Source organism: Brevundimonas sp. (assembly GCF_018608325.1).
GTDB lineage: Bacteria > Pseudomonadota > Alphaproteobacteria > Caulobacterales > Caulobacteraceae > Brevundimonas.
On the sequence record NZ_JABAZW010000081.1, the window covers coordinates 2,414 to 24,359 of the forward strand.

Consider the following 21,946-nt stretch of genomic DNA (forward strand, 5'->3'; position numbering starts at 1 on the left):
GTCGCGCACCACCACCCGGCGCGACCGGCCGGTGATCTCGGCGACGGCGTCCGTGCCAAAGGCCTCAAGAAGGGCGTCGAGGACTCCGGGAACTGCGGGCAGACAAGCCATCTTCCCGATCAAGGCTTCGCGCAAGACGAGCGCCTCCTGACTGACGGCGGGCCGTCCTTCGTCCATGACCGGGACCATGGTGACAATGCCGTCGTCATCCTCGATCGCCTCCATCAGGTGGATGGGGAAGGCCTCACGGAGGTAGTCGAGGACGTATTCGCGCGGTGTCAGGTCGATCGAGAGATTGTTCCACTCCTCGGGCGGGATGGACGACAGCCTCCGCTCCATCACCGCCTCATTGGTCGAGACGATCTGGACCACGGCCGATCGGTCCGAGGCGAGGTCGTCGCGGATGGACGCAATCAGGCTGGGCGCCTTCAGCCCGGCCAAGAGGTGACCGAAGAACCGCAGCTTGGCGCCCTCGAATGCGGAGTGGACCGCAGAAGCCGCCTGGCCGCTCTTCGCCTTGCCATCATCGTCATTGAGGCCGGTCGCCTTGAGCGCCTCGGCCAGGTTGGCGTGGATCAACTGGAAAGCGTCGGCCCAGGCGTCCCAGATGCCGATGTCGTCCGGCGTCAGCGGATGAACCAGCGGGTCGTATTCGACGCCCTCGAACGACAGGCTCCGCGCCACATAGAGCCCGAGCGCCTTGAGCTCGCGCGCGACCAGTTCCATGGCCGCGACCCCGCCCCGGTCCATGGCGTCGAGGAAGTCGGCGCGGGACATGAAGGGCGCTTCCGGCCCGCCCCATAGACCCAGCCGGGCGGCATAGGCGAGGTTCTCCGCCGTGGTCGCGCCGGTCGCCGAGACATAGAGGATCCGGGCATTCGGCAGCCGGTTCTGCAGGGCCAGCCCGGCCATGCCCTGAAGCGAGGCCTTCTTCGTTCCCCGCGCGCCCTTGCCGCCCCCGGCCGCATTGGCCATGGCGTGGGCCTCGTCGAAGGCGATGACGCCGTCGAAGTCCTCCCCGAGCCAGGTGACGATCTGGTCGAGACGGGACTGCCGCCCGCCACGCGCCGGCTGGCGCATGGTCGCATAGGTCGTGAACAGGATCCCGCGATCCAGCCGGACGCCGTCGCCCTGCTTCCAGCTCGACAGCGGCACGACGTCGTGGGCGCCGCCGCCGATCGCGCCCCAGTCGCGGCGGGCGTCCTCCAGTAGGGCGTCGTTGCGCGACAGCCAGAGCGCCCTCACCCGACCCTGGCTCATGTTGTCGGCGACGATCGCCGCGATCTGGCGGCCCTTGCCGCAGCCGGTGCCGTCGCCGAGGAAGAAGCCGCGCCTAAGTTGGATCACGTCCTCCTGATCGTCGCGAACGAGGATGACCTCATGGGCGGCCTCGCCGAGACGGAACCGGCCGGGCAGGAAGGCCGCGTGGGCCTCGCCGGCGTAGATCACCGTCTCCGTCTGGGCGTCGGAAATCCGGCCCGCGTCGCGCAAGCTGGGCGGCAACACCGGCCGATACGTCGGCGCAGGTGGAGCGACGGAAGCCATTGGGCCTGACTCGACCAGGGGCGAAGGATGGGGCCGGGGATCAGGAAGGACCATCCGCGCCAGAGCATGGGCCTGATAAAGGCCAACGTCGCGGCCTTCCCCTGCCCAGGGCCGCACCTCGTAGGCCAAGGGCGTTGAGCTGGCGAGGAACGCCAGTCGGCCTGCGGGAAGCGCGAGACCTCGCTCGCGCGGGGCCAGGAAGGCTGCGGCGTCCAGCGTCAACCGTGCTCGCGGACGGGCGGTGGCGCGATCCGGGAGGCGCGCCAGGACCCGGGCGGTCGCCTCCAGATCTTCGGGCTGATGAAGAAGGCCGTCCCAGATCCCTGTCCCCCCCCGATCCATGACCAGAAGGCCGGTTTCCACCGACGTACCGTGCTTGGCGAAGGCCCGCGCCGGAAAGGCCACGGCGGCGACCATAGCGCCGTGCCGTTCCAGAGCCCGTCTCAGATCGGTGTCGGCGAGGGCGGTGAGCGGCACGATCGCCGCCATCCGTCCGCCATCGGCCAAGACCTTCAGCGACGAGATGAGATGAGCCTGAAGATCCGAGAAGGGCGGATTGCAGACCACGACGTCGAACGATCCGGCGTCCGTCAGGAGATCGGGCAAATGGCGGCCGTCGTGCCGCCGGCGCGTCGCATTGGGGAACAGCCCGTCGAGCAGCGAGGCGCGCGTGGGCGCAAACTCATTCAGCGTCAGGCTCCCTCCGCACGCTTCCGCGACTACAGCCAGCAATCCGGTCCCGGCCGAGGGCTCCAGCACGAGGTCGGCCGGCCGAACCTGCGCCGCCAGCACCGCGAGCGCTGCGAGCTGGGGTGGGGTGGAGAACTGGTCCAACGCCACCTGTTCCTCGCTGCGCCGGCTGTGGGTCAGGCCGAGCGCGGAGACTCCGGCGAGCAGCGCGGCGATCTCGGCTGGCGCATCCTCGAGCCGCGCAATCTGGGGCACGAGACGGCGGATCTGAAGCACGGTCGCCGCCTCGATGGCGTCATAGGCGTCGCGCCAGGTCCAGCCGCCCTCGGCGTCCGACGCCCCGAAGGCGGTGGTCATGACGTCGGCCACGAGGCGTCGATCCAGCGGGCGGGAACGGGCGAGGTGGATGGCCAGGGCGCGGGCGGCCGCCAGGATGTTGGCCGTGGCGTCCCCGATCGTGGCGTCGGCGAACAGGGACAGGTTGCGGGTCTTGGACATGGGAAGGCTCCGAGCGCCTGGAGCGGAGGGCTCCTCCCTCTCGGTCCTCCAGGCTCGCTTCGCCTCGCCCTTCCTCCGTCTCCCGGCAGTTGGACCCGCGCTGATGACGACAACAGAAAAACACCGCCCCGGCAGATCGCCGGAGCGGTGTTTGCGTAGACGCACGATCAGGCGGCGGCAGAGTCCAGAGCCGCCTCGCCCGCCGGTGTGACGGCGAAGGCGCCAGCCCCTTCGTCGTCCTCATCGACCTCACCCCCATCTTCGCCGGATGCGGGGACGACGTCCTCGTCCGCGATGTCCGGGCCGTCCGGGTCGCTATCGGCATCGACCGGAGCGGCCCAGGACAGGGCGGCCGGGGCCCATGTCCGGTTCGCGGCCTGTTCGGCGACCCAGTCGACCAGCTCGGTCTTGCGGAGCGTCTTCGCCCGCTTGTCCTCGGCCCCCATGGTCTCGAGCATCCCCGTCAGCAGGCCCTTGGAATGGGTCTGCAGGAAGGGGGCGTCGGGCGTCCAGTGCAGGGTGATGTCCGCGTGGCACAGCGCCGCCAGTTCCGCCGCCTCGGCCCGGGCGCTGCGCCGGATCGAGAAGGTCTTTTCCTCGCGAACATCGAGGCTGATGGCGGTCAGTTCCGCCAGCAGTCCCATCTTCTCGCCGTGAGCAAGCCCATGCACCCAGCTGATCACCGTCTTGCCGGACGCTTCCCAGGCCGTACGGCGATCTTCGAGCCGGCGACGCACGTCCCCGTCGAGGGTCTCAATGACCCGGTCATTGGCCGGATTGAACCCACAGGCCGTGATGGCCAGGGCTGAGTCCACGCGCCCGATGTGGGCGCGCCGGACGAGGACGATGAACAGCCGGGCGATCAAGGCCGTCAGCGCCGCCCCGGGATCGTCGGCCAAGGCGCGGATCAGGCCGCGCGTCGCTACATCGGTCCGCACGGCGTGAAGGGCGTGGTTGACGCCATCGGTCTCCGGCTCCGGAGCCTCGACTTCCGGCGGGACATAGGCCAGTGGCGCCGAGGTCCGACGCGCGGCCTCCGGCGCGGCGTCCTCATCCTCTTCGTCGATCTCGGGTTCCTCGAGCGTGTAGCAGCGGACTTCGACGCCTGCCTCCGCGGCCGGCCACAGGACCAGCGTCGTCACGACCCGGCCCCCGCATCCAGTCTGGTCTGACGCGATCTTGGCGTGGATCATATCGACGATCGCCAGATCGGCGACGTCGGGGTGCTCGACGTCCGCCAGGGCGATTCGCGCCTTCTCTGTCCGATCGTTGAACACCTCCCGCTGCGCCCGGTAGCGCGCCATCTCTTCGGCGGGGAGTGAACCGCCATACACATAACCGAGCGCCTCAAGATCATCGGGAAGCTCTGGCTCCGGGCCAGCGGTCACGTGAACCGAGATCCCTTCGGCCTCGAACACGGCCGCGATCCCGCGTGCGCGACGGGTCCACACGGCGGTCAGAATGTCCGGGTCGAGCAGAACAGGCGGCAGTTCGCCGAACAGGTCGGTCTCGGTGCGGCCTCCGGCGTCGGCATAGGCCCGAGGATCGACCAGGGCGCAGCGGCGATCGCGCGTGGTGACCCGGCTGTCGTCGAGACGTTCGCTGACCCGCCATTCCTGGAACCCATGGCCGTCCAAGGTCATCTGGGCGAGATCCTCCTGCTCCTGGCGATCCGGCAGCCGTGCCAGCAACCGGGTCTGGCGAAGGGTGATGCGGCCCGCCTTCAGCGCCACCAGAGCGGCGGGCGCGACGCCGGACAGGGCCGCCAATCGCTTGATCTCGATCTCGTCGTAACCGAGTGCCCGCGCCATGGCCGTGATCGTCAGCTTCGACTTCAGCATCCGGCCGATGGCCGCGATGACATCGGCCACATGGACCGGAACGGCGGTGTTGGTCAGCAGCACCGCCGCCGCCTGGCGAGCCGGATCGGTCTCGACATACGTGCGGACCGGATAGTCCTCGTCGATGTCGCCGGCCTCGAGCAGGATCGCCAGGGCCAGGCGGCGCCGGCGGCCGTCGAGGGCCATGAAGGCCTGCTCCTTCTTGCCGCGGCCCGGGCGAACGGTGACGGGCTGAAGCTGTCCGGCCGCCTTCAGGGTGGCGGCCAGGGTCGGAATGTCCTCGTCCGGCGGTTCGCCATAGCGCAGGTTCTCTCGCGCGATGCCGAGATCGCCGAGACGGACGATGCGTTCCACGGGCGTGAAGATGACGGCCGGGGTCGTGGTTTCTGGAGCCGGGGTTGTGGGGGTGATGGCGGGAACGAGGGCGGTCATGAGGTCTCTCCTGCCGGGCGACGGAGTCCATCCCCGCCGCTCCGGCGCCCCTCAGCCCCCTCGCTCCTTCCTTTGCGATGCCGCCGCGACCGCGACCTCGTTCCAGTCGCCGAACGGCGGCTCGGGCCATGACACCTCTACCTCAAGACCGTCATGGACCAGGCGGCGGCGCAGCCGGGCCGCCGCAGCCTCACCGGCCTCCCCCCGGTCGGCGGCGATCAGGACCCTGCGCACGCAGGCGGGCGGGCACCAGACGGCGAGGTTGTTGGCGGCCATTAGGGCCCAGCCGGGAAGACCGAACCGGTCCATGGCCGATAGGGTCGTGACCACGCCTTCGCCGACCAGCATGTATTCGGCGGCAGGCGAGAGGCGAACGGCTGCGCCGGGGGGCACCTGACCCACGGTCTTGCGAGCCAGGCGCAAGCCGGCAGCGAGCAGCCCATTGGTCTCGAGATAGGTCAGTTCGACGGCCGTCAGACGATCGTCGGCGTCGCTGATCCGGGCGATCAGAGCCGGACGCATGCGTCCGCCGGTCCGATAGACCGACAGTGGCGCGGAGGAATGCAGGCGGAGATTGGAAGCGGCGGCTCCGGCCGAGACCACGCGGCGCCGCAGATAGAGACCCGCCGGACCATGGGGGGGTCGCTCTGTCGTCGCGGTCCACAGACGCGATGCAGTCTCGATACGAAGGCGACGATCCGGCCTGGGCGCAGAGGACCGCCCACGCCCGCCGCCGGTGAGCCGGCCGGCGTCGTCGATGAAGCCTCGAACGCGAAGGTCATCCCGGGCGGCTCGCCAGTCGGCGCCGCCAAACCCGTGGACGATGACCCGATCATCGGCCAGCATCAGCGAAACCGATCGGTCCGCCGCGCTATGGCCGGGTGCGGGGATGCTGGCGCGGGAGCCCCCGGCGTAAAGGTCGCCGCCCAAGGCGGCGACGATGGCGTGAAGGGTCATGGCTACCTCAGATCAGCCCGAGCTGTCTGAAGCTCGTGGTGCCTTGGCGGCCGATGACGAGATGGTCGTGAACCTGCAGGCCGAAGACGTGTGCCGCCTCGACGATCTGCCGGGTCATTTCGATGTCGGCGCGCGAGGGCGTCGGATCGCCGGACGGATGGTTGTGGACCAGAATGAGCGCGGAGGCCGAGACCTCGAGCGCGCGCCGGATGACTTCCCTGGGGTAGACCGGCGCGTGGTCAACGGTCCCTTCTGCGAGGAATTCGTCCCGAAGGAGGACGTTCTTTCGATCCAGGTAAAGGGCGCGGAACTGCTCCCGGGGCGCGTGGGCCAACGCTGAGCGGACATAGTCCAGAAGGGATGACCAGGACGACACGACGGGACGTCGGCAAGCCTCCGACCGGGCCAGGCGAACACTCAACCGCTGCAATAATTTGAGGTCGGTGATCGTGGTCGCATTTAGTGAAGCGGCCCGGGCGAGTTCCGGCGGGTCGGCAGCGACAACGGCTGCGACCGAGCCGAAGACCTCCAGCAAAGTCTCAACGGTCCGGGGAATGTCACGCTGTGGCAAGGTGCGTGTCATCAGCAGGGAGAGTAGGGACGCGTCGTCCAGCTCCGGCTGAAGGTCTGTCGGCAGCTCAAGCGACGCCGAGAGACGATCGTAAGGCTGGGGCGTCGATGAGGGCAAGGGTCGCATCACGGACTCCTGGACTGTTCCACCCCCGCTCGGGGCGGCCGCCTCCGCCCTTCCTTTTTCTCCGATTCACTGTTGTCGAGGTACGGCGCGGGCTTCAGGTTGGGCTCATGAAATGGCCCTTCATGCTCGCCGGCCTGCTCCTTGTCGGCCTGGTCCTCGCTCCGGCTGTCGCCCTTGCCGATCCTTGTGAAGGGCGATTGCCGGCCCGCGCCGGTGAGCCTTTCGCGGGCGTGGTCCGCTACGTCGGAGACGGCGACAGCCTTTGCCTTGGCGCAACCAATGACCCCGCGACCTGGATCGAGGTCCGGCTCTCGGACTTCGACGCTTCCGAGCTTCACAGCCCCACCGGCACGGTCGATCGCGACCGGCTCTCCAACCTCGTTCGTGGACGCAATCTGGATTGTGTGGCCGTGCGGGGCCGCAATGGTAGGGTCGTCGTCTACGATCGGGTGATAGGCGCGTGCCGGCTGAATGGCCGCCGCGTTGGAGATCTTTTGCGACAGGCCGGCGGCCGCGAAGGCGGCAACTAAGTCCCGGAAGGCAGTACGACAAGCGGATCCGCTCCGCTTGCGCGAGACGAGCGGGCGCGGAAGACGTGGTGTGGCGCTCTCTCCCCTGGGCAAGCCGGGCTGCCGATGACGCATCGGACGATGGCGTCGATCGTCGAACGGTCAGACGCAGCGCCGGGCGTCCCGCATCCGGGGGCGCTCGCCGAGATCAGGCCATCAGGCGCGATCGGTCCCGTCATCGCCGTCACCATCAGCCCCGGCGCATGCACGTCGGCGCCACGCTTGAGCTTGGGACTCGAAGAACAGGTCATAGCGGACCCGCGAAATTTGGTGGGGATTGGCGACAGCTTGATCGCTGCCTACAAATCGAATTGCCGGAGCAACCCGGTCGATGGCGGCCCGGAGAAAACGAATGCTGACGCGTGGCTACCTGATCGGTCAAATCGTCGACGATCTGGCCGGCATCGCCGCCCAGGCGAGGCAGCGGGGCCGCCTGCATCTTTTCGACCTTCACATCCACGTTGAGGACTTCGCCAAGGAAGTCCTCAACCGGGTTCTCGGTCTGCACCTGACAAACCTCAACGCCGAGCGCTCCAACAACCCGGGTCTCGATCTGGGGGACCCGGCCGGCAAGTGGGCATTCCAGGTGACTGCGGATAAAACCACCGCCAAGGTCAAGGCGACACTGGAGAAGATGGACGCACTACAGCGGCTCAAATACCCCAACGTCCGGATCCTCGTCATCGGCGAGAAGCAGGGCTCCTACGAATTCACCGGCGAGCCCTTCGCAAGCGCAGGCTTCACCGCCGACATGGTCTGGGACTTCAACGACGTCTGCGGGCGCTTGATGTCACTGCCGATCGACACCCTCGTCGATCTGCAGAGCTACGTCTCGAAGGAGACCCGAAGGGTCCGGATCGAACTGGAAATCCCTGATGAAGACGGGCGTTTCCCGACAGGGATCGACAACCTGGTGGAGGCTTTGCCGACGCCCCGGCTGTCAGACGCCGCCAAATTCGTAGCCTACTACGAGGCCAAGGACACGCCGATCGAGCGGGAGCAGGCGGAAGCCGTCATCGCGGAACTGAGCAAGAGGCTTGCCGTCTTGCCCCGTCTGACCCGCGAGGTCTTCAAATTCCTGGTGGAGCGACGCGATGCGAGTAAGGCTGGCTTCCACGACGACTTCAGGATGAGCGATCCCAAGCTTCGACGCATCTACCGGGGGGACGATCTCGACGGCGATCTGGCGCTATTGTCCGAGGCGCGTTTGATCGACCTGAACGATCCCGACAATCACGGTGAAGCCTATTATTGGAGCATCCGCTTCCCTGGCCGGACCCACGGGTACCACGACCTCATCGTGGAATATCTAACGGATCTCGGTATCGATCTGCGAAAGCCGTTCATCACGCTCGACTTCTCCGATTTCTAAAATCCCTGTCGCGTGGTGGAGCCGGACACCTTCCCAGGCGTCGCGCTTAGGGCTTGGAGCGACAGATGCGGGCGGCGCAACGGCGCGACCCTTGAGCTTGGTGAGGATAGCGCGGGATAGCCGAAGTCGATGACCGAGGTCGGAAAGCGCTCTCGCCAAAGAGACCCGCCGAGATACTCGCGATACAACCGATTCTCAGTTCATGGACTGACTAGCATGCGGCTCGCCTTCCAAGCCGACTTGTTTCGAGCGGCTGCTGATCCAACTCGCCGAGGCCATCTTCCACGTCGGCGGCGCCGACAAATACAATGAAGCAGTCATCTTCCCCGAATGTTGGGCCTGTCACGGTGGCTGTGAGGCATACCGCCTCGCATCGGAGCTTCTATGAAACGGATCATCCTGACGATCGCCGTCGCCTCCCTCGCGATCGGCGGCATCGCCGTCGCCCAGACCCGCGCACCGGCCCATCACCAAGCCCGGGCTGAAGCGGAGGAAGGCGATGAGGCCGACGAAGCCGAAGACAATGCGGCCCTTGCAGCTCGCGCGAAGCTCACGCTCGTCCAAGCCCAGGACATTGCTCTGCGGGCTCGCGCGGGAGAGGTGAAAGACCATGAGTTGGAGGCCGAACGTGGCGGCAGCGGCCTTCGCTATTCTTTCGACATCCTGAGCGGCGGCAAAACCTTCGAGGTCGGTGTCGACGCCGAGACGGGCGCAGTCCTCGAGAACGCCGAAGAAGGACCCAATCCGGACTGATACAGCTGCGTGTCGCAATGTCTCGTCGCGGTCTCAATAGCGGTTGGCGTCTCCTCCGAGACGCCAACCGGTCGATCCAGTCATTGGACCCCGACCCCGCCTGAAGCGTAAGCTGAGGCGAGGTGTTTCCACCCGGTCTAGCCCTGCCGGCAGCGGTCCAAGCGGAGCGTTAAAAGCCGCCTAGGGCTTTGATCGAGAGCACCGGGGGGGCGGATGCCGGGTCTAAACGCCCTGCCGACCAAGCCACTCATGAAGGCCGATAATGCAGAATCTCGACAGCAAATCAGCGATCAGCAAGGTCCCAGCCGTCACGGCCGGGTTCTGGCTGATCAAAATCCTGGCCACGACCCTGGGCGAGACCGGCGGCGACACCGTCAGCATGTCCATGAAGCTTGGATATCTTGCCGGCACCGGGATTTTTCTCACGGTGCTGGTCGCCCTGGTCTGGGCTCAGGTCAGAGCCAAACGCTTCCACCCGTTCCTCTACTGGGCGACGATCATCGCCTCCACGACGGCAGGGACGACCCTGGCGGACTTCGCCACACGGTCGCTGGGGATCGGCTACACGGGCGGTTCGGCCCTGTTACTGGCCGCTGTCCTGACTTCGCTGGCGCTCTGGCGGCTTTCGTTGGGTTCGATTTCGTCTGATCACATCGCGACCCCCAAGGCCGAGCTCTTCTACTGGATCACGATCACCCTGTCCCAGACGTTGGGCACGGCGCTCGGCGACTGGACAGCCGATACGGGCGGCCTCGGCTATGTCGGGGCGGCGGGTGTTTTCGGCGCCCTGCTGGTACTGGTCGCTGGGCTGGCCTTGTGGACCCGCGTCAATCGCGTCCTGCTCTTCTGGGCCGCCTTTATCCTCACCCGGCCGCTCGGCGCGGTGGTCGGAGATTTTCTAGACAAGCCTCTGGATCACGGTGGATTGGCATTCAGCCGCCCGTTGGCGTCAGCGGTTCTGACCGTCGCCATCCTCGCCCTCATCCTCCTCCTCCCTCAAAAGGCTGGTCGACATCCTGGGAGCGATCAGGGGCCATCGCCCCGCGCATAAATGCGCTCGCTTCGTTGCTGACGAACGTCCCGGTCGGCGTTCGCTGTCACTAAGCATGTCCTCGTGCGACGGTCGCGGAGCGGCGGCGACTGGTACGATGGCCGTCAGAAAATCGACCGCGGCCCTAGTGCTCGTCTCACGACGGCGAGAGAGGAATCCGCAAGGCGACGGCAAGGCCGGGGAGGCGGTTGGTGATGGACAGCGTACCGCCATGCAAGGATGCGATGGCGGCGACCATGGACAGCCCCAGGCCAGATCCATCGGTATGGCGGCTGCGGTCAAGCCTGTAAAAGCGTCGGGTCAGGTGCTTCAACTCTTCGGCTGGTGCACCCGGGCCATCGTCTTCGACCGAGAGCTCGGCGTCAGCACCTGCCCGTGCGACCAGGACCCGTAGCGTCTGTCCCGGCGCGCCATGGGTCAGCGCGTTGTCGACGAGACTGGCGATCACCTGGGCGAGCATGGTCGGATCGCCATTCACGCGGACGTCTTGACTGACGATCAGGGTCAGGCTCCAGCCCGCCTGATCCGCCGCCGGAAGGTAGGCGTCGACCACATCGGCGGCCACGGCGGCAAAATCGACGTCGGTGAACCGCCGACTAGCGCCGCCCTCGATTTGGGCCAGTCTCAGCAGGGCTCCGAAGATCTCAAGCAATCGGTCGGTCTCCAGAACCGCCTCTGTAATCAGTTCGTCGCGCTCTGTTTCCTCCGCGCTTTGGGCGTCCTCGAGCGTGTTGCGCAGCCTGGTCAGCGGGGTGCGCAGATCGTGGGCGACATCCGAGGAAACCTGCCTCAACGCTTCCATGGCGGCCTCGAGCCGTTCGAGCATCGCGTTCAAGGTGTCGGCGAGATCGTCGAACTCGAGCCCGATGCCCAGTGACGGCAGACGCTCGGAGAGGTCGCCGCTCATCACCCGTTCGGCGGCTTCTGTGACGCTCTTCAAGCGCCGCAAGAGCACGGCGCCGGCGGCGATGCCGCACAACAAGGCCAGAAGCACGAGAGCGACCCCGCCCCAGAGCGCCAGGCGATGCAGCCACTGGCGCAGTTCGGCCAGGGCGTAGGTATCGCGTCCCACGGCGATGAAGGTGCCGTCCCGCGCGCGCGCGGTCAGCACGATGACTTCGATCCGGTCACTTTCGACGTCGTCTTCCTTGGCGTCCACAGGCAGATGGATGCTCGCTACGCCTTTGATGCGTTCGACCGCGTCCGGAAGTCCGGCGCTCAGCCGATCGCCGCCGGGGGTGACGACCAGATAGCTGAACCGTTCGGGCTGGCCGCCCGAGACATGTTCGCGAAGCGACGCCACGAGGGCTGCGCCGCCCTCGGCATTGGCATCCGCGATCAGCACAGAGACCTGGTCGCGCAGCGCATCGCGGGCTGTCTCCTCGGCGAAGCGACCGACAGCAATATCGAGCACCAACAACAGCAGTCCGGTCCCGAGACCGAAAACAAGCGCGAAGAGAAGGGCCAGACGAACGCTGGTGGTCTGCCACAGACCGGCCGGGCCCCTACTCCGGTTCGTCAAGGACATAGCCAACGCCGCGCAACGTCCGGATCAACTCCACGTCGAAGCCTCGATCGACCTTGGAGCGCAAGCGGCTGACATGGGCATCGACGATATTGGTTCGGGGATCAAAATGGAATCCCCACAGGCTCTCCAGCAGCATGGTCCGGGTGACGGTCTCGCCGATGCGCCGCGCTAGGAACTCCAGCAACTTGTATTCCTGCGGGGTAAGTTCGATCCGTTTGCCAGCGCGGATCACCCGGCGGCGACGGGTGTCGATGACCAGATCTGCGAGGGCGATCGTCTCGCTCAGCCCGGACAACGGTGGCCGACGCACCAGGGCATTCAGGCGCGCGAGCAACTCGCTGAAGGCGAACGGTTTGACCAGATAGTCGTCGGCCCCGCCTTCGAGACCTGCGACACGGTCCTCGACCGAGCCGAGAGCGGTCAGGACGAGGACCGGGGCAGCGACCCCTTCGCTGCGCAAAAGGGCAATGGCGTCGAGCCCGTTCAACCCCGGCAACATCCGATCCATGACGAGAACATCGTAGGCCCCGGCCATGCCCATCTGGACGCTCTCATTGCCCGAGCGGGCGACGTCGACCGTGTGGCCGGTCTCGGCCAGGCCCCGGGCGATGAAGCCCGCCGTGCGTTCGTCGTCCTCAACGACCAGCACCTTCATGACACGACGCCAGGGTTCATGTCGGCCACATGATCACGATGCAGGGTCGGTCGCCAGTCCGACGCCGCTATTGCCGTCCCGAATTAACCCGCCCGTCAGACTAAGCGTAAACTGCGCGACCTAGAACGGTGGCAGACCACGAGAGAATGCCGCTTGCCCTTCGGCGCCACTACGATTGCCCCCAACGCCGTGCTTGTTTGCAGGCGCGACGATCCGTCGATCGGCGACGCATCCACATCGGCGCAGATCCATGGATTCGCGCCCGCTTGGGTCAGACGGGTTCTGTCCTGGGTCTGGCTCTGTCGGTACAGGATTCCACCCCCAAAACTCGTGATAGATGCAGCCAGATGTTCGATCTGATCGTCGGCATCATCGCCGCCACCGGTGTTTTGGGCGTCGCCGTCCTGATGTTCGCGGAGAACATCTTCCCTCCGTTGCCGTCCGAGGTGATCATGCCGCTCGCCGGGTTCGCCGCCGCGCGAGGCGACATCGACTTCGTTTTTCTGGTCATCGCCGGGACCGCCGGAGCGGTTCTCGGCGCCTGGGTTTGGTACGAGATCGGGGGTCGGGTCGGCCTGGAACGGCTGCGACGCTGGTCTGCGTCGCACGGCCGTTGGTTGACGCTGGCGCCGGACGAGGTCGATCGGATAGCCGGTCTGTTCACGCGGTCTGGGGCTCTGACGGTGTTCCTCGGCCGCCTCCTGCCCACGGTTCGCACATTCATCTCGATACCGGCGGGCGTGACCCGGATGCCGCTTGCCGACTTTCTGGTCTGGACCTCGGCCGGCACCGCCCTCTTCACCTTCACCCTTGCGTATGCGGGTTATCGGCTTGAAGCCCACTACGATCGCGTGGAGGCTTGGTTGAACCCTTTGACCACTGGGGTTCTGGCCTTCGCTGTCCTGGGCTATCTCTATCGGCTTGTGACCTTTAGGCCGCGCCCTGGCGCAGGGGTGCACGATGGTTGAGCTCTCCTCTTTCTGCGAGGGTAGGGTGCGAGCTGAACCGATTGGTGGTCGTCCGTCCGGATCGCCGGCCACGGAGAGAGACGGGGGTGCACCTCGGCCTCATCCCCTCTTCGACCGCGTCGTGGCGCGTTGTGGCGGTGGGTGCAGGAGCCGCCCCCACCACGGTGACAGGTCGACACCGACGGCGTCCTTCAAACGCAATCTCAACGAAAGCCTCGCTGGACTGTCTCTTCCCGAGGCGGCAGGCCGACCCACGAAGCCCTTGTAAACATGCCGACGCCATTGACTCGCCCTTTCACCACTATCCGGCGTCTGATTGATGTGCGCCGACTGCCCGGAATCTGACCATGTCGGAAGACAAGAACGCCGCCATTCAGCGCATGCAGTTGATCCGCAAGGTCGTGCTTTTCGTTCTGATCATCGCCGTGGTCATCCTGGCTGCCTTCAGCCGGACCCTGAGGGGTGAGACGCCGTTTCACGAGGGCCTGGAGACTGTCGGCCTGATCCTGATCGGCGTCGCCATCGTCGGGCGGGGCTGGTGCTCTCTCTATATCGGAGGGCGCAAGAAGGCCGAGATCGTGGATCGTGGACCCTATTCCATCACCCGAAATCCCCTCTATGTCTTCAGTTTCGTCGGCGCCTTCGGGATCGGCGCCCAGACGGGCAGCATCGTTTTGGCCGTTCTGTTTCTGCTGATCGCCGTCGCGGTCTTCTGGGCGACCGTGAAGAGCGAGGAGGCCTGGCTGCTCGACGCCTTCGGAGCGCCCTATGCGGCCTACCTCGATCGCACGCCTCGTTTCTGGCCAGACGTCTCGAAGTGGCGGGACGCCGAGACCCTCGAAGTCCGCCCCATCTTTTTTCTGGTCACCCTCAGGGATGGCCTGGTCTTTCTGTTAGCGATCCCGATCTTCGAGCTGATCGAACACGCCCAGACGAGCGGCTGGATCCAGACGGTGTTCACACTGCCCTGAGCCAGGCGCCGCGAACTCGCTGGACCGCCTAGAACCAAAAAGCCGCTTGGCTGGTGGACGGGGGCGTCGCACCAGAGTTGCCGAGCTCACCGAGCAGGACCCGCGCCTGCTGACACGACAGGAAGGCCCCGAGCGGTCTCCTATCCCGGCTGCGCTCCGGCGGTTGCCGCCGAAAGAGCGCGGGCTTCGCTGCGTATGCGCACCCACATCATCGCTGCGTTGAGAAGGCTGAACACGATCGCATAGCCGACCAGTCCGAAGGCCACCGGCAGGACCGCGATCTCGAGGGCGACCACGACATAGTTGGGATGGGAGACGAAGCGATAAGGCCCCCGAGTGACCAGCGGCGCGCCTGGCAAAGTGATGATCCGGGTCGTCCAGCGGGACCCGAGGGTGGCGATCACCCAGACCCGGCCTGCCTGGAGCAGAACGAAGACGGCGAGCAGGGCAAGGTTGACCGGCCTGTCCCACGCGAACGCCCACAGCCCCAGGAGCCAGGCCCCGTGCAGGAGGACGATGAAGACGTAGTGGTCCGCGCCCGTCTCGACGGCGCCCTGGGCGCGCAGACGGCGAGTGTTATACTCGGCCAGAACCAGTTCACCGAGCCGCTGCGCAGTCACCAGGGCGAGGATGACGATGGACAGCATCATGCCGCCGACCTCAGAGTTACGGTGCTCAGGGTGAAACCTGGCCCCAGGGCGGTCACGACCGACCGGTTCGGCAGACCCTGCCGTCTCGCGCGGTCGAGGACATAGAGGACAGTGGGCGCGGACATGTTGCCGTGGTCGGCCAAAACCTCCCGTTCGTGATCCAGACTGCCCTGATCGAGGGACAGGGATCCCTCCAGGGCGTCGATGACCTTCATTCCGCCCGGGTGACAGATGAAACGATCGACATCCTCAAGCTCCAGGCCCTGCCGTTCGAGCATCCCGACCATCGCCGGTCGAAGGTTGTCGCGGGCGAACGGAGGAATCGCGCGGTCGATGATCACGCCCAGACCGGTCGGGTCGACGCGCCAGCCCATGACGTCCAGACTTCCAGGCCAGGTGTGTTCGCCCGCCGCCTCGATCGAAGCGAAGCCCGCCTCGCCGCAGCGAACCACACAAGCGGCCGACCCGTCGCCGAACAGCGCCGTCGCAACGATGTCCGCCTTGGTCAGATCCTCCATCCGGAATGAAAGGGTGCAGAGCTCGACCACGACCATCAGGATCACGGCGCCCGGCGAGGCCTGGGCCAGCCTTCCCGCAAGGGCGAGACCCGTCGCTCCGCCGGCGCAGCCGAGGCCGAAGACCGGGACCCGCGCTGCATCCGAGCGAAATCCCATCCGGGCCATGGCGCGGGCCTCAAGGCTGGGCGTGGCGATGCCCGTCGACGAGACCGTGATGATCACGTCAACATCGCACCCCTTCAGGCCTGCTTGATCGAGAGCCGCTTCGGCGGCGCGGGCGAACATGCCGACCGCGATGTCGAGATAGGCCTGGGTCCGTTCCGGCCAACCCCGTGGAGTGAGATACCAATCCAGGGGCATGGCCGATTGGCGCGTCCTGATCCCCGCCGTGTCGAACACGGGCAGCATCCGGTCGATTCCGGGAAACCGGTCTCTAAACAGCGCCTGAGCGACCCGGACGACGTCCGTCTGGGTCATGACATTCGGCGCGTCTGCGGTCGCGATGGAGAGAATTTTGGCGGAAGCAGGCATCAGGTTCGCTCCGGTCGGCATCGGTTGCGACCCGAACCCTAATCGCGCGAACGCTCTATAGTTCCGAAAAGGCTTATAAAACAGCTAGATAAGAATTGGTATCACTCGCAGCGCAGCCAGAAGCGGAAGCATATCCTTCGAGGATGAGGCACGAAACAGCCCCCAAGATGGGCGGTTGGCCTGCCTCTCGACCGGTTCATTCTCGACCGCTATCTCGCCAGCGCCGGTCAGAATGAGACGTCGTCGGGTCTCAAACGCCGTAACCCGCAAGGTGGACCGGAGCGATGGCCACGGCCTCACGTCTCTTTTCACACCGTCGGTTTCGGTGTGAGGTTGGCTGAAAGCCTGGCGAGACGACGTGGCAGATCGCGTTCGATGGTTCTCTTCTGATAGGGACTAAGCTTGCGCCAGCCCGCTATCTCCGGCCGCGTCCGACCACATCCTTCGCACTGACCCGAGCGGCCGTCGAAGGTGCAGATATCGATGCAGGGTGTGCCGGTCATCAAGGAACTACCGGGCCAGGGCCACGACGGCCTGCCAAGTGAGAACTAGGCCGACGATAGCGATCAGCCCGCCTGAAAAATAGGGCGCCTTACGCGCAAAAGCGGCGAAACCTCCCGACCAACGCTTCTCCGCATGCCGCATCCCGATCGCCGCTGCGACACCGACGGTGACCATGGTCGCCGCCAATCCGATCGAAAAGCACAGGACGAGGGTCGCACCCAAGGCCACCTGCTTCAACTGCAGGCAGAGTAGCAAGACGGTGATGGAGGCCGGGCAAGGGATCAGTCCGCCCGTCAGGCCGAACACGATGATCTGCCAGGTCGTCACCTTGCGGTTGGCGAACCGCTTCTTGATGTCGTTGGCGTGAGCGCGTTCGTGGGCGTCCTGGTAGCCGGGGTCCGAGACATCGAGGCCGCCGTGGTCATGACCATGCTCGTGATCATGGTCGAAGAACTCGACGTCGAAGTCATGAGTGTGATTGTCGTGGCCCAGAACCAGCCGCGCCGTGAAGGCGTGGGGTTCGGGAATGACGTCAGCCGACTCGAGATAACCATCGCGAGCCTCGAAGCCGAATATCTGAACAGAGCCATCAGCCCGGGCGGTCGCGACGGTGACGTCGTCGCCCCTCGGAACCGGCCCTTTTTCTGGCGCGAACCGGAACCGTGGGGGCACGCCGTCCTCGAAGATACTCAGGCTGACGACGCCATGGCCGGTGTCGATCCAGCGCGTCTCGTCATGGTCATGGTCATGGTCGTGGTCATGCTCGCTGTGGACGGCGTTCTGCTCGCGCCATGTGGCGAAGAGCATCCATGCGGCGACACCGAGGATGATCACGGCCGAGGCCAGTTGGAACCAGCCCTCCGAGGCTTCGATGTCGAAGAACTGGCCGAAGTAGAGCCCGGTCAGGGCGATGGCCCAGACGATAGCCGTATGGGACAGAGTCGCCGACAAACCCAGCAAGATCGCCTGCCAGACCGTACCGCGCACCGCAACGATGAAGGCCGCCATCATCGTCTTGGAGTGGCCGGGCTCCAGCCCGTGCAAGGCTCCCAGCAACAGGGCCGAGGGAATGAACAGCCAGGCGTGGGCCGAGCCCTGCGACAGCAGGTCTGCAAACGGGGTCATCGGCGTCTCACAGGTATTTGGTGATGTCTTTGAACTCGGCCATGGCCTGGCGGGCCTCGGCCGGGTCGCCCTCCGCCGCATGGGCGAGGCAATGGTCGATGTGGTCGTGGATCAGGGTCTTCTTGGCCGCCGCCACGGCCTTCTCGATCGCGTGAAGCTGCTGGGCGAGATCCAGACACGTTCGGCCGCCCTCGATCATGGCGATGGTCTTGCGAAGATGCCCCTCGGCGCGCTTCAGCCGATTGACGATCTCAGGGTGGGATTCGTGGACGACGTGAGCCATGACACCATGCTATCCCCCTGGAGGGGATATGACCAGCCTCGCCTGAATGACTCCCGCACTGGATACGCCTCGATGTTCTCGCCACTCGGTCACGCCGGTTACCGGCATCTGTTCATCGCCCAAGTCGCCGCCCTGCTCGGCACCGGCATGGCGACGGTGGCTCTGGGTTTGCTGGCCCATGATCTGGCCGGGGCCAATGCCGGCGAGGTGCTCGGCATGGCCCTCGCCATCAAGATGATCGCCTATATCGGCGTCGCGCCGTTCGCGAGCGCGCTGGCGGCCCGGCTGCCCCGCAAGGCGCTGCTGGTCTCGCTGGACGTCGTCCGCGCCTGCGTCGCGGGAGCCCTGCCGTTCGTGGGCGAGGCCTGGCAGGTCTACGCCCTGATGACGGTGCTCTATGTCGCATCCGCCGCCTTCACCCCAGCGTTCCAGGCGATGATCCCGGACCTGCTCCCGGACGAGGCCGAATACACCAAGGCCCTGTCGCTCTCGCGCCTCGCGGCCGACCTGGAGAGCGTGGCCAGCCCGATGCTCGCGGCCGTCCTGCTGGCATTCATGAGTTACAACAACCTGTTCGCCGGCACCGCCCTGGGGTTCGTGATCTCGGCCCTGTTCGTCGTCAGCGCCGCCCTGCCGGTCCTGACCCAGGCGGTCCAGAAGCCCTTCCTGCAGAGGCTTACCGGCGGTGTTCGCCTGTTCGCCCTGACGCCCCGTCTGCGCGGTCTGATCGCCATCAGCCTCGCCGAGGCCGCCGGCGGGGCCATGGTCTTCGTCAACACCGTGGTTCTGGTGCAGTCGCGCTTCGCCATGTCCGGTCAGGCCGCCGCCTGGGCCCTGGCGGCGTTCGGCGCCGGCTCGATGGTGGCGGCGGTCGCCCTGCCTCGCCTGCTGGACCGGATCGCCGACCGCACTGCCATGCTGTGGGGCGCGGCCCTCATGACCATCGTTCTGCTCGCAGGATCGGTGCTGGCGACCAGCTATGTCGCCCTGCTGGTTCTTTGGGCCGTCATGGGCGTGGGCTACTCCCTCACCTTGACGCCGGCGGGACGTGCCCTGCGCCGGTCATCGAACGCCCAAGACCGTCCGGCCTTGTTCGCAGCGCAGTTCGCCCTGTCCCACGCCGCCTGGCTGATCGCTTATCCGGTGGCGGGGTTGGTCAGCGCCGCGGCGGACCCCAGCGCGGCCTTCCTGGTTCTGGCGGCCCTGTGCGCCACGGGCACGGTCCTCGGCTTTCTGGTCTGGCCCGCCAATGACCCGGCCGACCTGCCGCATCGTCACGACGCCATGCCCAGCGACGATCCACACCTCAACGTCCAATCCGCGCGGCTTCATCGTCATCGACAAGCACCAGCGCAATCCGACCTATCCGAACGTCTTCGGCCTCGGAGTGTGCGTGGCCATAGCGCCGACCGGCAAGACCCCGGTGCCGGTCGGGGTCCCGAAGACCGGCTTCATGATCGAGAGCATGGTCACCGCCATCGCCCACAACATGACCGAGATCCTCGATGGCAAACCCCCGACGCACGAGGCCACCTGGAACGCCTTCTGCCTCGCCGACTTCGGCGACGGCGGCGTGGCCTTCGTCGCCCAGCCCCAGATTCCGCCCCGCAACGTCAACTGGTCGGCGAGCGGAAAATGGGTCCACCTCGCCAAGGTCGGGTTCGAAAAATACTTCTTGGGCAAGATCAGGCGCGGCGAGACCGAGCCCTTCTACGAGAAGCTGGCCCTGGAGATGATGGGCCTGCGCAAGATCAAGGCCTGACCCATGGGCCAGTTCGTCTGCCCGGTCTGTCGCGCGGTCAATCGCGCGCCAGACGGCAAGGACCCGCTGGCGGCCAAATGCGGTCGCTGCGGCGAGCGGCTGTTCACAGGACGTCCGGTCGATGTCGACACCAGGGCGCTGGGCGTCCATCGCGCGTCCACCAAGGGCGCGGCGGTGCTGGTCGATGTCTGGGCGCCGTGGTGCGGCCCCTGCCGCGCCATGGCTCCCAACTTCGCAGCCGCAGCGAGCCTCCTGGAGCCGGACGTCCGGCTGCTGAAACTCAACTCCGAGGCCGAGCCGCAGGCTGCGGCAGCCCTCGGCATCTCAGGCATTCCGGCGCTGCTGCTCTTTCGCGACACGAAGATTATCGCCCGGAGCGCCGGGCTGCTGAGCACCCCAAAGATCGTCGCCTGGACACGCCAGGCGCTTGGCCCAGCGCGCGAGGCCTGACCGGAGACCGACCATGACCTTAGACCGTGCCGTATTCGCCTTCCTTGGCTGTGTTATCCTGGCAAGTGTCGCCTTGGCGCATTTCGTGAATCCCTGGTGGATCGCGCTGACGATCTTCGCCGGCCTGAATGCGCTCCAGGCTGCTTTCACCGGCTTCTGTCCCGCGGCGATGCTGTTCAAAAGGTTCGGCGTCAGGACCGGAGCAGCCTTCCGCTAAGTTCGGTCTTAAGCGCTTACAAAGACCCTGTGTAACCACCCTTCAAGGACAGGGGCTATCCGTTCGATGTGCCGAACGTCGCCTTTAATCACCAATAAAACGACAGCTCATTGCGGAAACATGGAGGAGTGGATCCGCTACCAAAGCGAACGCGCTATGGTCGGTTGTCCGCCACGGCTTCGGTCTCGGTGAGCATTTCTGACCTAAGGGTCTTCGAGATGTACGGCAGGACCGGCCGACCACAAGGCGTCAGACGTTCACGACCGTGGGATGGGCGGGCCGACGCTGGCGTCCAGACCAAAGACTGCAGAAACCGGGAATACGTCATACAGCCACAGGTCTACCCACGCCTGTGCCCCCCTCGTCCGCTCGTGACGAAGGGAGCAGCGCAATACAGTCTAGCGGGCCTGACGGAGGCGTTCAGCTGCGGCGCGATAGCGTTCGTAGTGATCACCTTCGTCGGAGGCGATCTGCCGGAACATCGCTGCAGCGCGCGTATCGCCCGCTGCCTGGGCCTGATCTGCGAACCCGACATACATGGTGACGTTCTCGTACTGCTCCCCGGCCATCGCATCCACCAGATTGGCCTCGTTGGTCCCGTCCAGCTTCAGGGCGTCGGCTTCGCGCGCAAAATGCTCGTTGGCCTCGACGTTGGCGGAGCTTTCGAACAGTTGGGCCAGTTCGGCATTGCCGCTCTCGCGGGCGACCTCAGCGTAGCGAAGATACTTGAGGTTGGCGAAGGCCTCGCCATGCATGGCGGCTTCCAGATTGGCCCGCGTCTGCGGGTTCAGGTCCTGAGCGGATGCCGCTCCGGCCGAAAGGGCGACGGCGACGGCGGTGGTCAGAAAGATCTTGAGGGTCATGGGAAGGCTCCGGTGTCTGGGATGCGCCCGATGCGCCGGTGCTGTCTCGGCCCGAAGGCTGACCGGAGCCTGACGAAATGAAATCACCCGGCCGCTCACGTTCGGACTGAATGTCGCCCCAGCCGTCAGGTCGCCGTCAGCTTCGGACGTCAGGTTGGCGTCACCGGGTGATGTCGTCCGGCGACAAGTCCAGCTTTCTCGAGGCTCCCCATGAAGACGTTCCTGATTCCTTCGGGCATCGCCCTGACCCTCGCCGCTACCGTAGGCATGGCCATGACCGGCTTTGCGACCTCGGTCTCGGCCGGCCCGGTTTGCACCACCGCGCCCCGCGCCCAATGGCTGACCGAGGCCCAGATGCGGGCTCGTGTGGCCCAACTCGGCTACACCAACATCCGCGTCTTTCAGGTCAGCGGCAGCTGCTACGAGATCTATGCCCGCGCCGCCAATGGCCGTCGCGCCGAGGTCTATTTCAACCCAGTGACTGGCGCCGTGGTCCAGAACAACGAGGATTGAGCG

At 66.0% G+C, this 21,946-nt stretch carries 22 protein-coding genes and 1 pseudogene; 11 read left to right on the plus strand and 12 right to left on the minus strand.

Annotated features, from left to right (window positions below; translation table 11 throughout):
• The 4 genes from QZ281_RS08260 to radC form a co-directional block, all read right to left on the minus strand.
• The coding region (locus QZ281_RS08260) for a strawberry notch-like NTP hydrolase domain-containing protein (RefSeq protein ID WP_292227034.1) at positions 1-2,733 on the minus strand (2,733 nt) is incomplete at its 3' end.
• A gap of 167 nt (positions 2,734-2,900) precedes the next feature.
• Complete coding sequence (locus tag QZ281_RS08265) at positions 2,901-5,006, minus strand: ParB N-terminal domain-containing protein (protein ID WP_292227037.1); 2,106 nt, start codon at positions 5,004-5,006, stop codon at positions 2,901-2,903.
• A gap of 51 nt (positions 5,007-5,057) precedes the next feature.
• Positions 5,058-5,963: a toprim domain-containing protein gene (locus QZ281_RS08270; RefSeq protein ID WP_183197674.1), complete on the minus strand. Its 906-nt coding sequence runs from the start codon at positions 5,961-5,963 to the stop codon at positions 5,058-5,060.
• 7 nt (positions 5,964-5,970) lie between these two features.
• Positions 5,971-6,660 carry a DNA repair protein RadC gene (gene radC / locus QZ281_RS08275; RefSeq protein ID WP_292227042.1) on the minus strand — a complete coding sequence of 230 codons (690 nt, stop codon included), beginning with the start codon at positions 6,658-6,660 and terminating at the stop codon, positions 5,971-5,973.
• A gap of 107 nt (positions 6,661-6,767) precedes the next feature.
• Here radC and QZ281_RS08280 point away from each other — a divergent pair, with 107 nt between their 5' ends.
• From QZ281_RS08280 to QZ281_RS08295, 4 genes are all read left to right on the plus strand, one after another.
• Positions 6,768-7,190 (plus strand): nuclease, encoded by a 423-nt coding sequence (locus QZ281_RS08280; protein ID WP_246331806.1) that lies wholly within the window; start codon positions 6,768-6,770, stop codon positions 7,188-7,190.
• Positions 7,191-7,581: 391 nt separating this feature from the next.
• On the plus strand, positions 7,582-8,601 hold the full coding sequence (locus QZ281_RS08285) for an SMEK domain-containing protein (RefSeq protein ID WP_292227045.1): 1,020 nt from the start codon (positions 7,582-7,584) through the stop codon (positions 8,599-8,601).
• Positions 8,602-8,985: 384 nt separating this feature from the next.
• Entirely contained in the window at positions 8,986-9,354 is a 369-nt protein-coding gene (locus QZ281_RS08290) for a PepSY domain-containing protein (protein ID WP_183197669.1), read from the plus strand.
• Positions 9,355-9,616: 262 nt separating this feature from the next.
• Entirely contained in the window at positions 9,617-10,405 is a 789-nt protein-coding gene (locus tag QZ281_RS08295) for a hypothetical protein (protein ID WP_292227051.1), read from the plus strand.
• Positions 10,406-10,541: 136 nt separating this feature from the next.
• On the opposite strand, the gene QZ281_RS08300 is transcribed toward QZ281_RS08295, so the two are convergent.
• Both QZ281_RS08300 and QZ281_RS08305 read right to left on the minus strand, forming a co-directional pair.
• Positions 10,542-11,933 carry an ATP-binding protein gene (locus tag QZ281_RS08300; protein WP_292227054.1) on the minus strand — a complete coding sequence of 464 codons (1,392 nt, stop codon included), beginning with the start codon at positions 11,931-11,933 and terminating at the stop codon, positions 10,542-10,544.
• A complete protein-coding gene (locus QZ281_RS08305; protein ID WP_292227056.1) occupies positions 11,911-12,588 on the minus strand; it encodes a response regulator transcription factor in 678 nt (225 codons plus the stop codon). Before QZ281_RS08305 ends, QZ281_RS08300 begins: the two co-directional genes overlap by 23 nt.
• Before the next feature lie 347 nt (positions 12,589-12,935).
• On the opposite strand from QZ281_RS08305, the gene QZ281_RS08310 reads away from it, so the two are divergent.
• Together QZ281_RS08310 and QZ281_RS08315 are read left to right on the plus strand one after the other, a co-directional pair.
• On the plus strand, positions 12,936-13,556 hold the full coding sequence (locus QZ281_RS08310; protein WP_292227058.1) for a DedA family protein: 621 nt from the start codon (positions 12,936-12,938) through the stop codon (positions 13,554-13,556).
• A 347-nt stretch (positions 13,557-13,903) separates the two neighbouring features.
• The gene (locus QZ281_RS08315; RefSeq protein WP_183197660.1) at positions 13,904-14,527 is read left to right on the plus strand and encodes an isoprenylcysteine carboxylmethyltransferase family protein; all 624 of its coding nucleotides are present in this window, start codon (positions 13,904-13,906) and stop codon (positions 14,525-14,527) included.
• Between the two features lie 140 nt (positions 14,528-14,667).
• Here the strand turns inward: QZ281_RS08315 and QZ281_RS08320 are convergent, their stop codons facing one another.
• From QZ281_RS08320 to QZ281_RS08340, 5 genes are all read right to left on the minus strand, one after another.
• Positions 14,668-15,177 carry an isoprenylcysteine carboxylmethyltransferase family protein gene (locus QZ281_RS08320; protein ID WP_292227062.1) on the minus strand — a complete coding sequence of 170 codons (510 nt, stop codon included), beginning with the start codon at positions 15,175-15,177 and terminating at the stop codon, positions 14,668-14,670.
• Positions 15,174-16,226 (minus strand): type III polyketide synthase, encoded by a 1,053-nt coding sequence (locus QZ281_RS08325; protein WP_292227065.1) that lies wholly within the window; start codon positions 16,224-16,226, stop codon positions 15,174-15,176. The genes QZ281_RS08320 and QZ281_RS08325 overlap by 4 nt, the downstream gene beginning before the upstream one ends.
• 308 nt (positions 16,227-16,534) lie before the next feature.
• Positions 16,535-16,729, minus strand: a complete 195-nt coding sequence (locus QZ281_RS08330; RefSeq protein WP_135194134.1) for a DUF1289 domain-containing protein — start codon at positions 16,727-16,729, stop codon at positions 16,535-16,537.
• Positions 16,730-16,736: 7 nt separating this feature from the next.
• On the minus strand, positions 16,737-17,855 hold the full coding sequence (locus tag QZ281_RS08335) for a nickel/cobalt efflux transporter (protein ID WP_292227067.1): 1,119 nt from the start codon (positions 17,853-17,855) through the stop codon (positions 16,737-16,739).
• A gap of 7 nt (positions 17,856-17,862) precedes the next feature.
• A complete protein-coding gene (locus tag QZ281_RS08340; RefSeq protein WP_292227072.1) occupies positions 17,863-18,138 on the minus strand; it encodes a metal-sensing transcriptional repressor in 276 nt (91 codons plus the stop codon).
• A 72-nt stretch (positions 18,139-18,210) separates the two neighbouring features.
• On the opposite strand from QZ281_RS08340, the pseudogene QZ281_RS08345 reads away from it, so the two are divergent.
• From QZ281_RS08345 to QZ281_RS08360, 4 genes and pseudogenes are all read left to right on the plus strand, one after another.
• Positions 18,211-19,344: pseudogene (locus QZ281_RS08345) on the plus strand (MFS transporter); the annotation flags it as partial.
• Between the two features lie 43 nt (positions 19,345-19,387).
• Positions 19,388-19,900: a hypothetical protein gene (locus QZ281_RS08350; RefSeq protein WP_292227074.1), complete on the plus strand. Its 513-nt coding sequence runs from the start codon at positions 19,388-19,390 to the stop codon at positions 19,898-19,900.
• A 3-nt stretch (positions 19,901-19,903) separates the two neighbouring features.
• Positions 19,904-20,350 (plus strand): thioredoxin domain-containing protein, encoded by a 447-nt coding sequence (locus QZ281_RS08355; RefSeq protein ID WP_292227076.1) that lies wholly within the window; start codon positions 19,904-19,906, stop codon positions 20,348-20,350.
• A 13-nt stretch (positions 20,351-20,363) separates the two neighbouring features.
• Positions 20,364-20,567, plus strand: a complete 204-nt coding sequence (locus tag QZ281_RS08360; protein WP_292227078.1) for a DUF2892 domain-containing protein — start codon at positions 20,364-20,366, stop codon at positions 20,565-20,567.
• Positions 20,568-20,965: 398 nt separating this feature from the next.
• Here QZ281_RS08360 and QZ281_RS08365 read toward each other — a convergent pair whose 3' ends face one another.
• Positions 20,966-21,430: a rubrerythrin family protein gene (locus QZ281_RS08365; protein ID WP_201098234.1), complete on the minus strand. Its 465-nt coding sequence runs from the start codon at positions 21,428-21,430 to the stop codon at positions 20,966-20,968.
• 210 nt (positions 21,431-21,640) lie between these two features.
• Between QZ281_RS08365 and QZ281_RS08370 the strand changes: the two genes are divergently transcribed.
• On the plus strand, positions 21,641-21,943 hold the full coding sequence (locus QZ281_RS08370; protein ID WP_236261161.1) for a PepSY domain-containing protein: 303 nt from the start codon (positions 21,641-21,643) through the stop codon (positions 21,941-21,943).
• Positions 21,944-21,946 lie beyond the last annotated feature (3 nt).

Excerpts from the sequence above, each read along its gene's own strand:
- QZ281_RS08305 (WP_292227056.1), bottom strand. The coding sequence starts at position 12,588 with ATGAAGGTGCTGGTCGTTGAGGACGACGAACGCACGGCGGGCTTCATC.
- QZ281_RS08270 (WP_183197674.1), bottom strand. The coding sequence starts at position 5,963 with ATGACCCTTCACGCCATCGTCGCCGCCTTGGGCGGCGACCTTTACGCC.
- QZ281_RS08280 (WP_246331806.1), top strand. The coding sequence starts at position 6,768 with ATGAAATGGCCCTTCATGCTCGCCGGCCTGCTCCTTGTCGGCCTGGTC.
- QZ281_RS08325 (WP_292227065.1), bottom strand. The coding sequence starts at position 16,226 with ATGCCTGCTTCCGCCAAAATTCTCTCCATCGCGACCGCAGACGCGCCG.
- QZ281_RS08350 (WP_292227074.1), top strand. The coding sequence starts at position 19,388 with ATGACCCGGCCGACCTGCCGCATCGTCACGACGCCATGCCCAGCGACG.
- QZ281_RS08330 (WP_135194134.1), bottom strand. The coding sequence starts at position 16,729 with ATGACCGGCACACCCTGCATCGATATCTGCACCTTCGACGGCCGCTCG.
- QZ281_RS08290 (WP_183197669.1), top strand. The coding sequence starts at position 8,986 with ATGAAACGGATCATCCTGACGATCGCCGTCGCCTCCCTCGCGATCGGC.
- QZ281_RS08285 (WP_292227045.1), top strand. The coding sequence starts at position 7,582 with ATGCTGACGCGTGGCTACCTGATCGGTCAAATCGTCGACGATCTGGCC.
- QZ281_RS08365 (WP_201098234.1), bottom strand. The coding sequence starts at position 21,430 with ATGACCCTCAAGATCTTTCTGACCACCGCCGTCGCCGTCGCCCTTTCG.
- QZ281_RS08265 (WP_292227037.1), bottom strand. The coding sequence starts at position 5,006 with ATGACCGCCCTCGTTCCCGCCATCACCCCCACAACCCCGGCTCCAGAA.
- radC (WP_292227042.1), bottom strand. The coding sequence starts at position 6,660 with ATGCGACCCTTGCCCTCATCGACGCCCCAGCCTTACGATCGTCTCTCG.
- QZ281_RS08300 (WP_292227054.1), bottom strand. The coding sequence starts at position 11,933 with ATGTCCTTGACGAACCGGAGTAGGGGCCCGGCCGGTCTGTGGCAGACC.
- QZ281_RS08315 (WP_183197660.1), top strand. The coding sequence starts at position 13,904 with ATGTCGGAAGACAAGAACGCCGCCATTCAGCGCATGCAGTTGATCCGC.
- QZ281_RS08340 (WP_292227072.1), bottom strand. The coding sequence starts at position 18,138 with ATGGCTCACGTCGTCCACGAATCCCACCCTGAGATCGTCAATCGGCTG.
- QZ281_RS08360 (WP_292227078.1), top strand. The coding sequence starts at position 20,364 with ATGACCTTAGACCGTGCCGTATTCGCCTTCCTTGGCTGTGTTATCCTG.
- QZ281_RS08355 (WP_292227076.1), top strand. The coding sequence starts at position 19,904 with ATGGGCCAGTTCGTCTGCCCGGTCTGTCGCGCGGTCAATCGCGCGCCA.
- QZ281_RS08320 (WP_292227062.1), bottom strand. The coding sequence starts at position 15,177 with ATGATGCTGTCCATCGTCATCCTCGCCCTGGTGACTGCGCAGCGGCTC.
- QZ281_RS08335 (WP_292227067.1), bottom strand. The coding sequence starts at position 17,855 with ATGACCCCGTTTGCAGACCTGCTGTCGCAGGGCTCGGCCCACGCCTGG.
- QZ281_RS08370 (WP_236261161.1), top strand. The coding sequence starts at position 21,641 with ATGAAGACGTTCCTGATTCCTTCGGGCATCGCCCTGACCCTCGCCGCT.
- QZ281_RS08310 (WP_292227058.1), top strand. The coding sequence starts at position 12,936 with ATGTTCGATCTGATCGTCGGCATCATCGCCGCCACCGGTGTTTTGGGC.
- QZ281_RS08295 (WP_292227051.1), top strand. The coding sequence starts at position 9,617 with ATGCAGAATCTCGACAGCAAATCAGCGATCAGCAAGGTCCCAGCCGTC.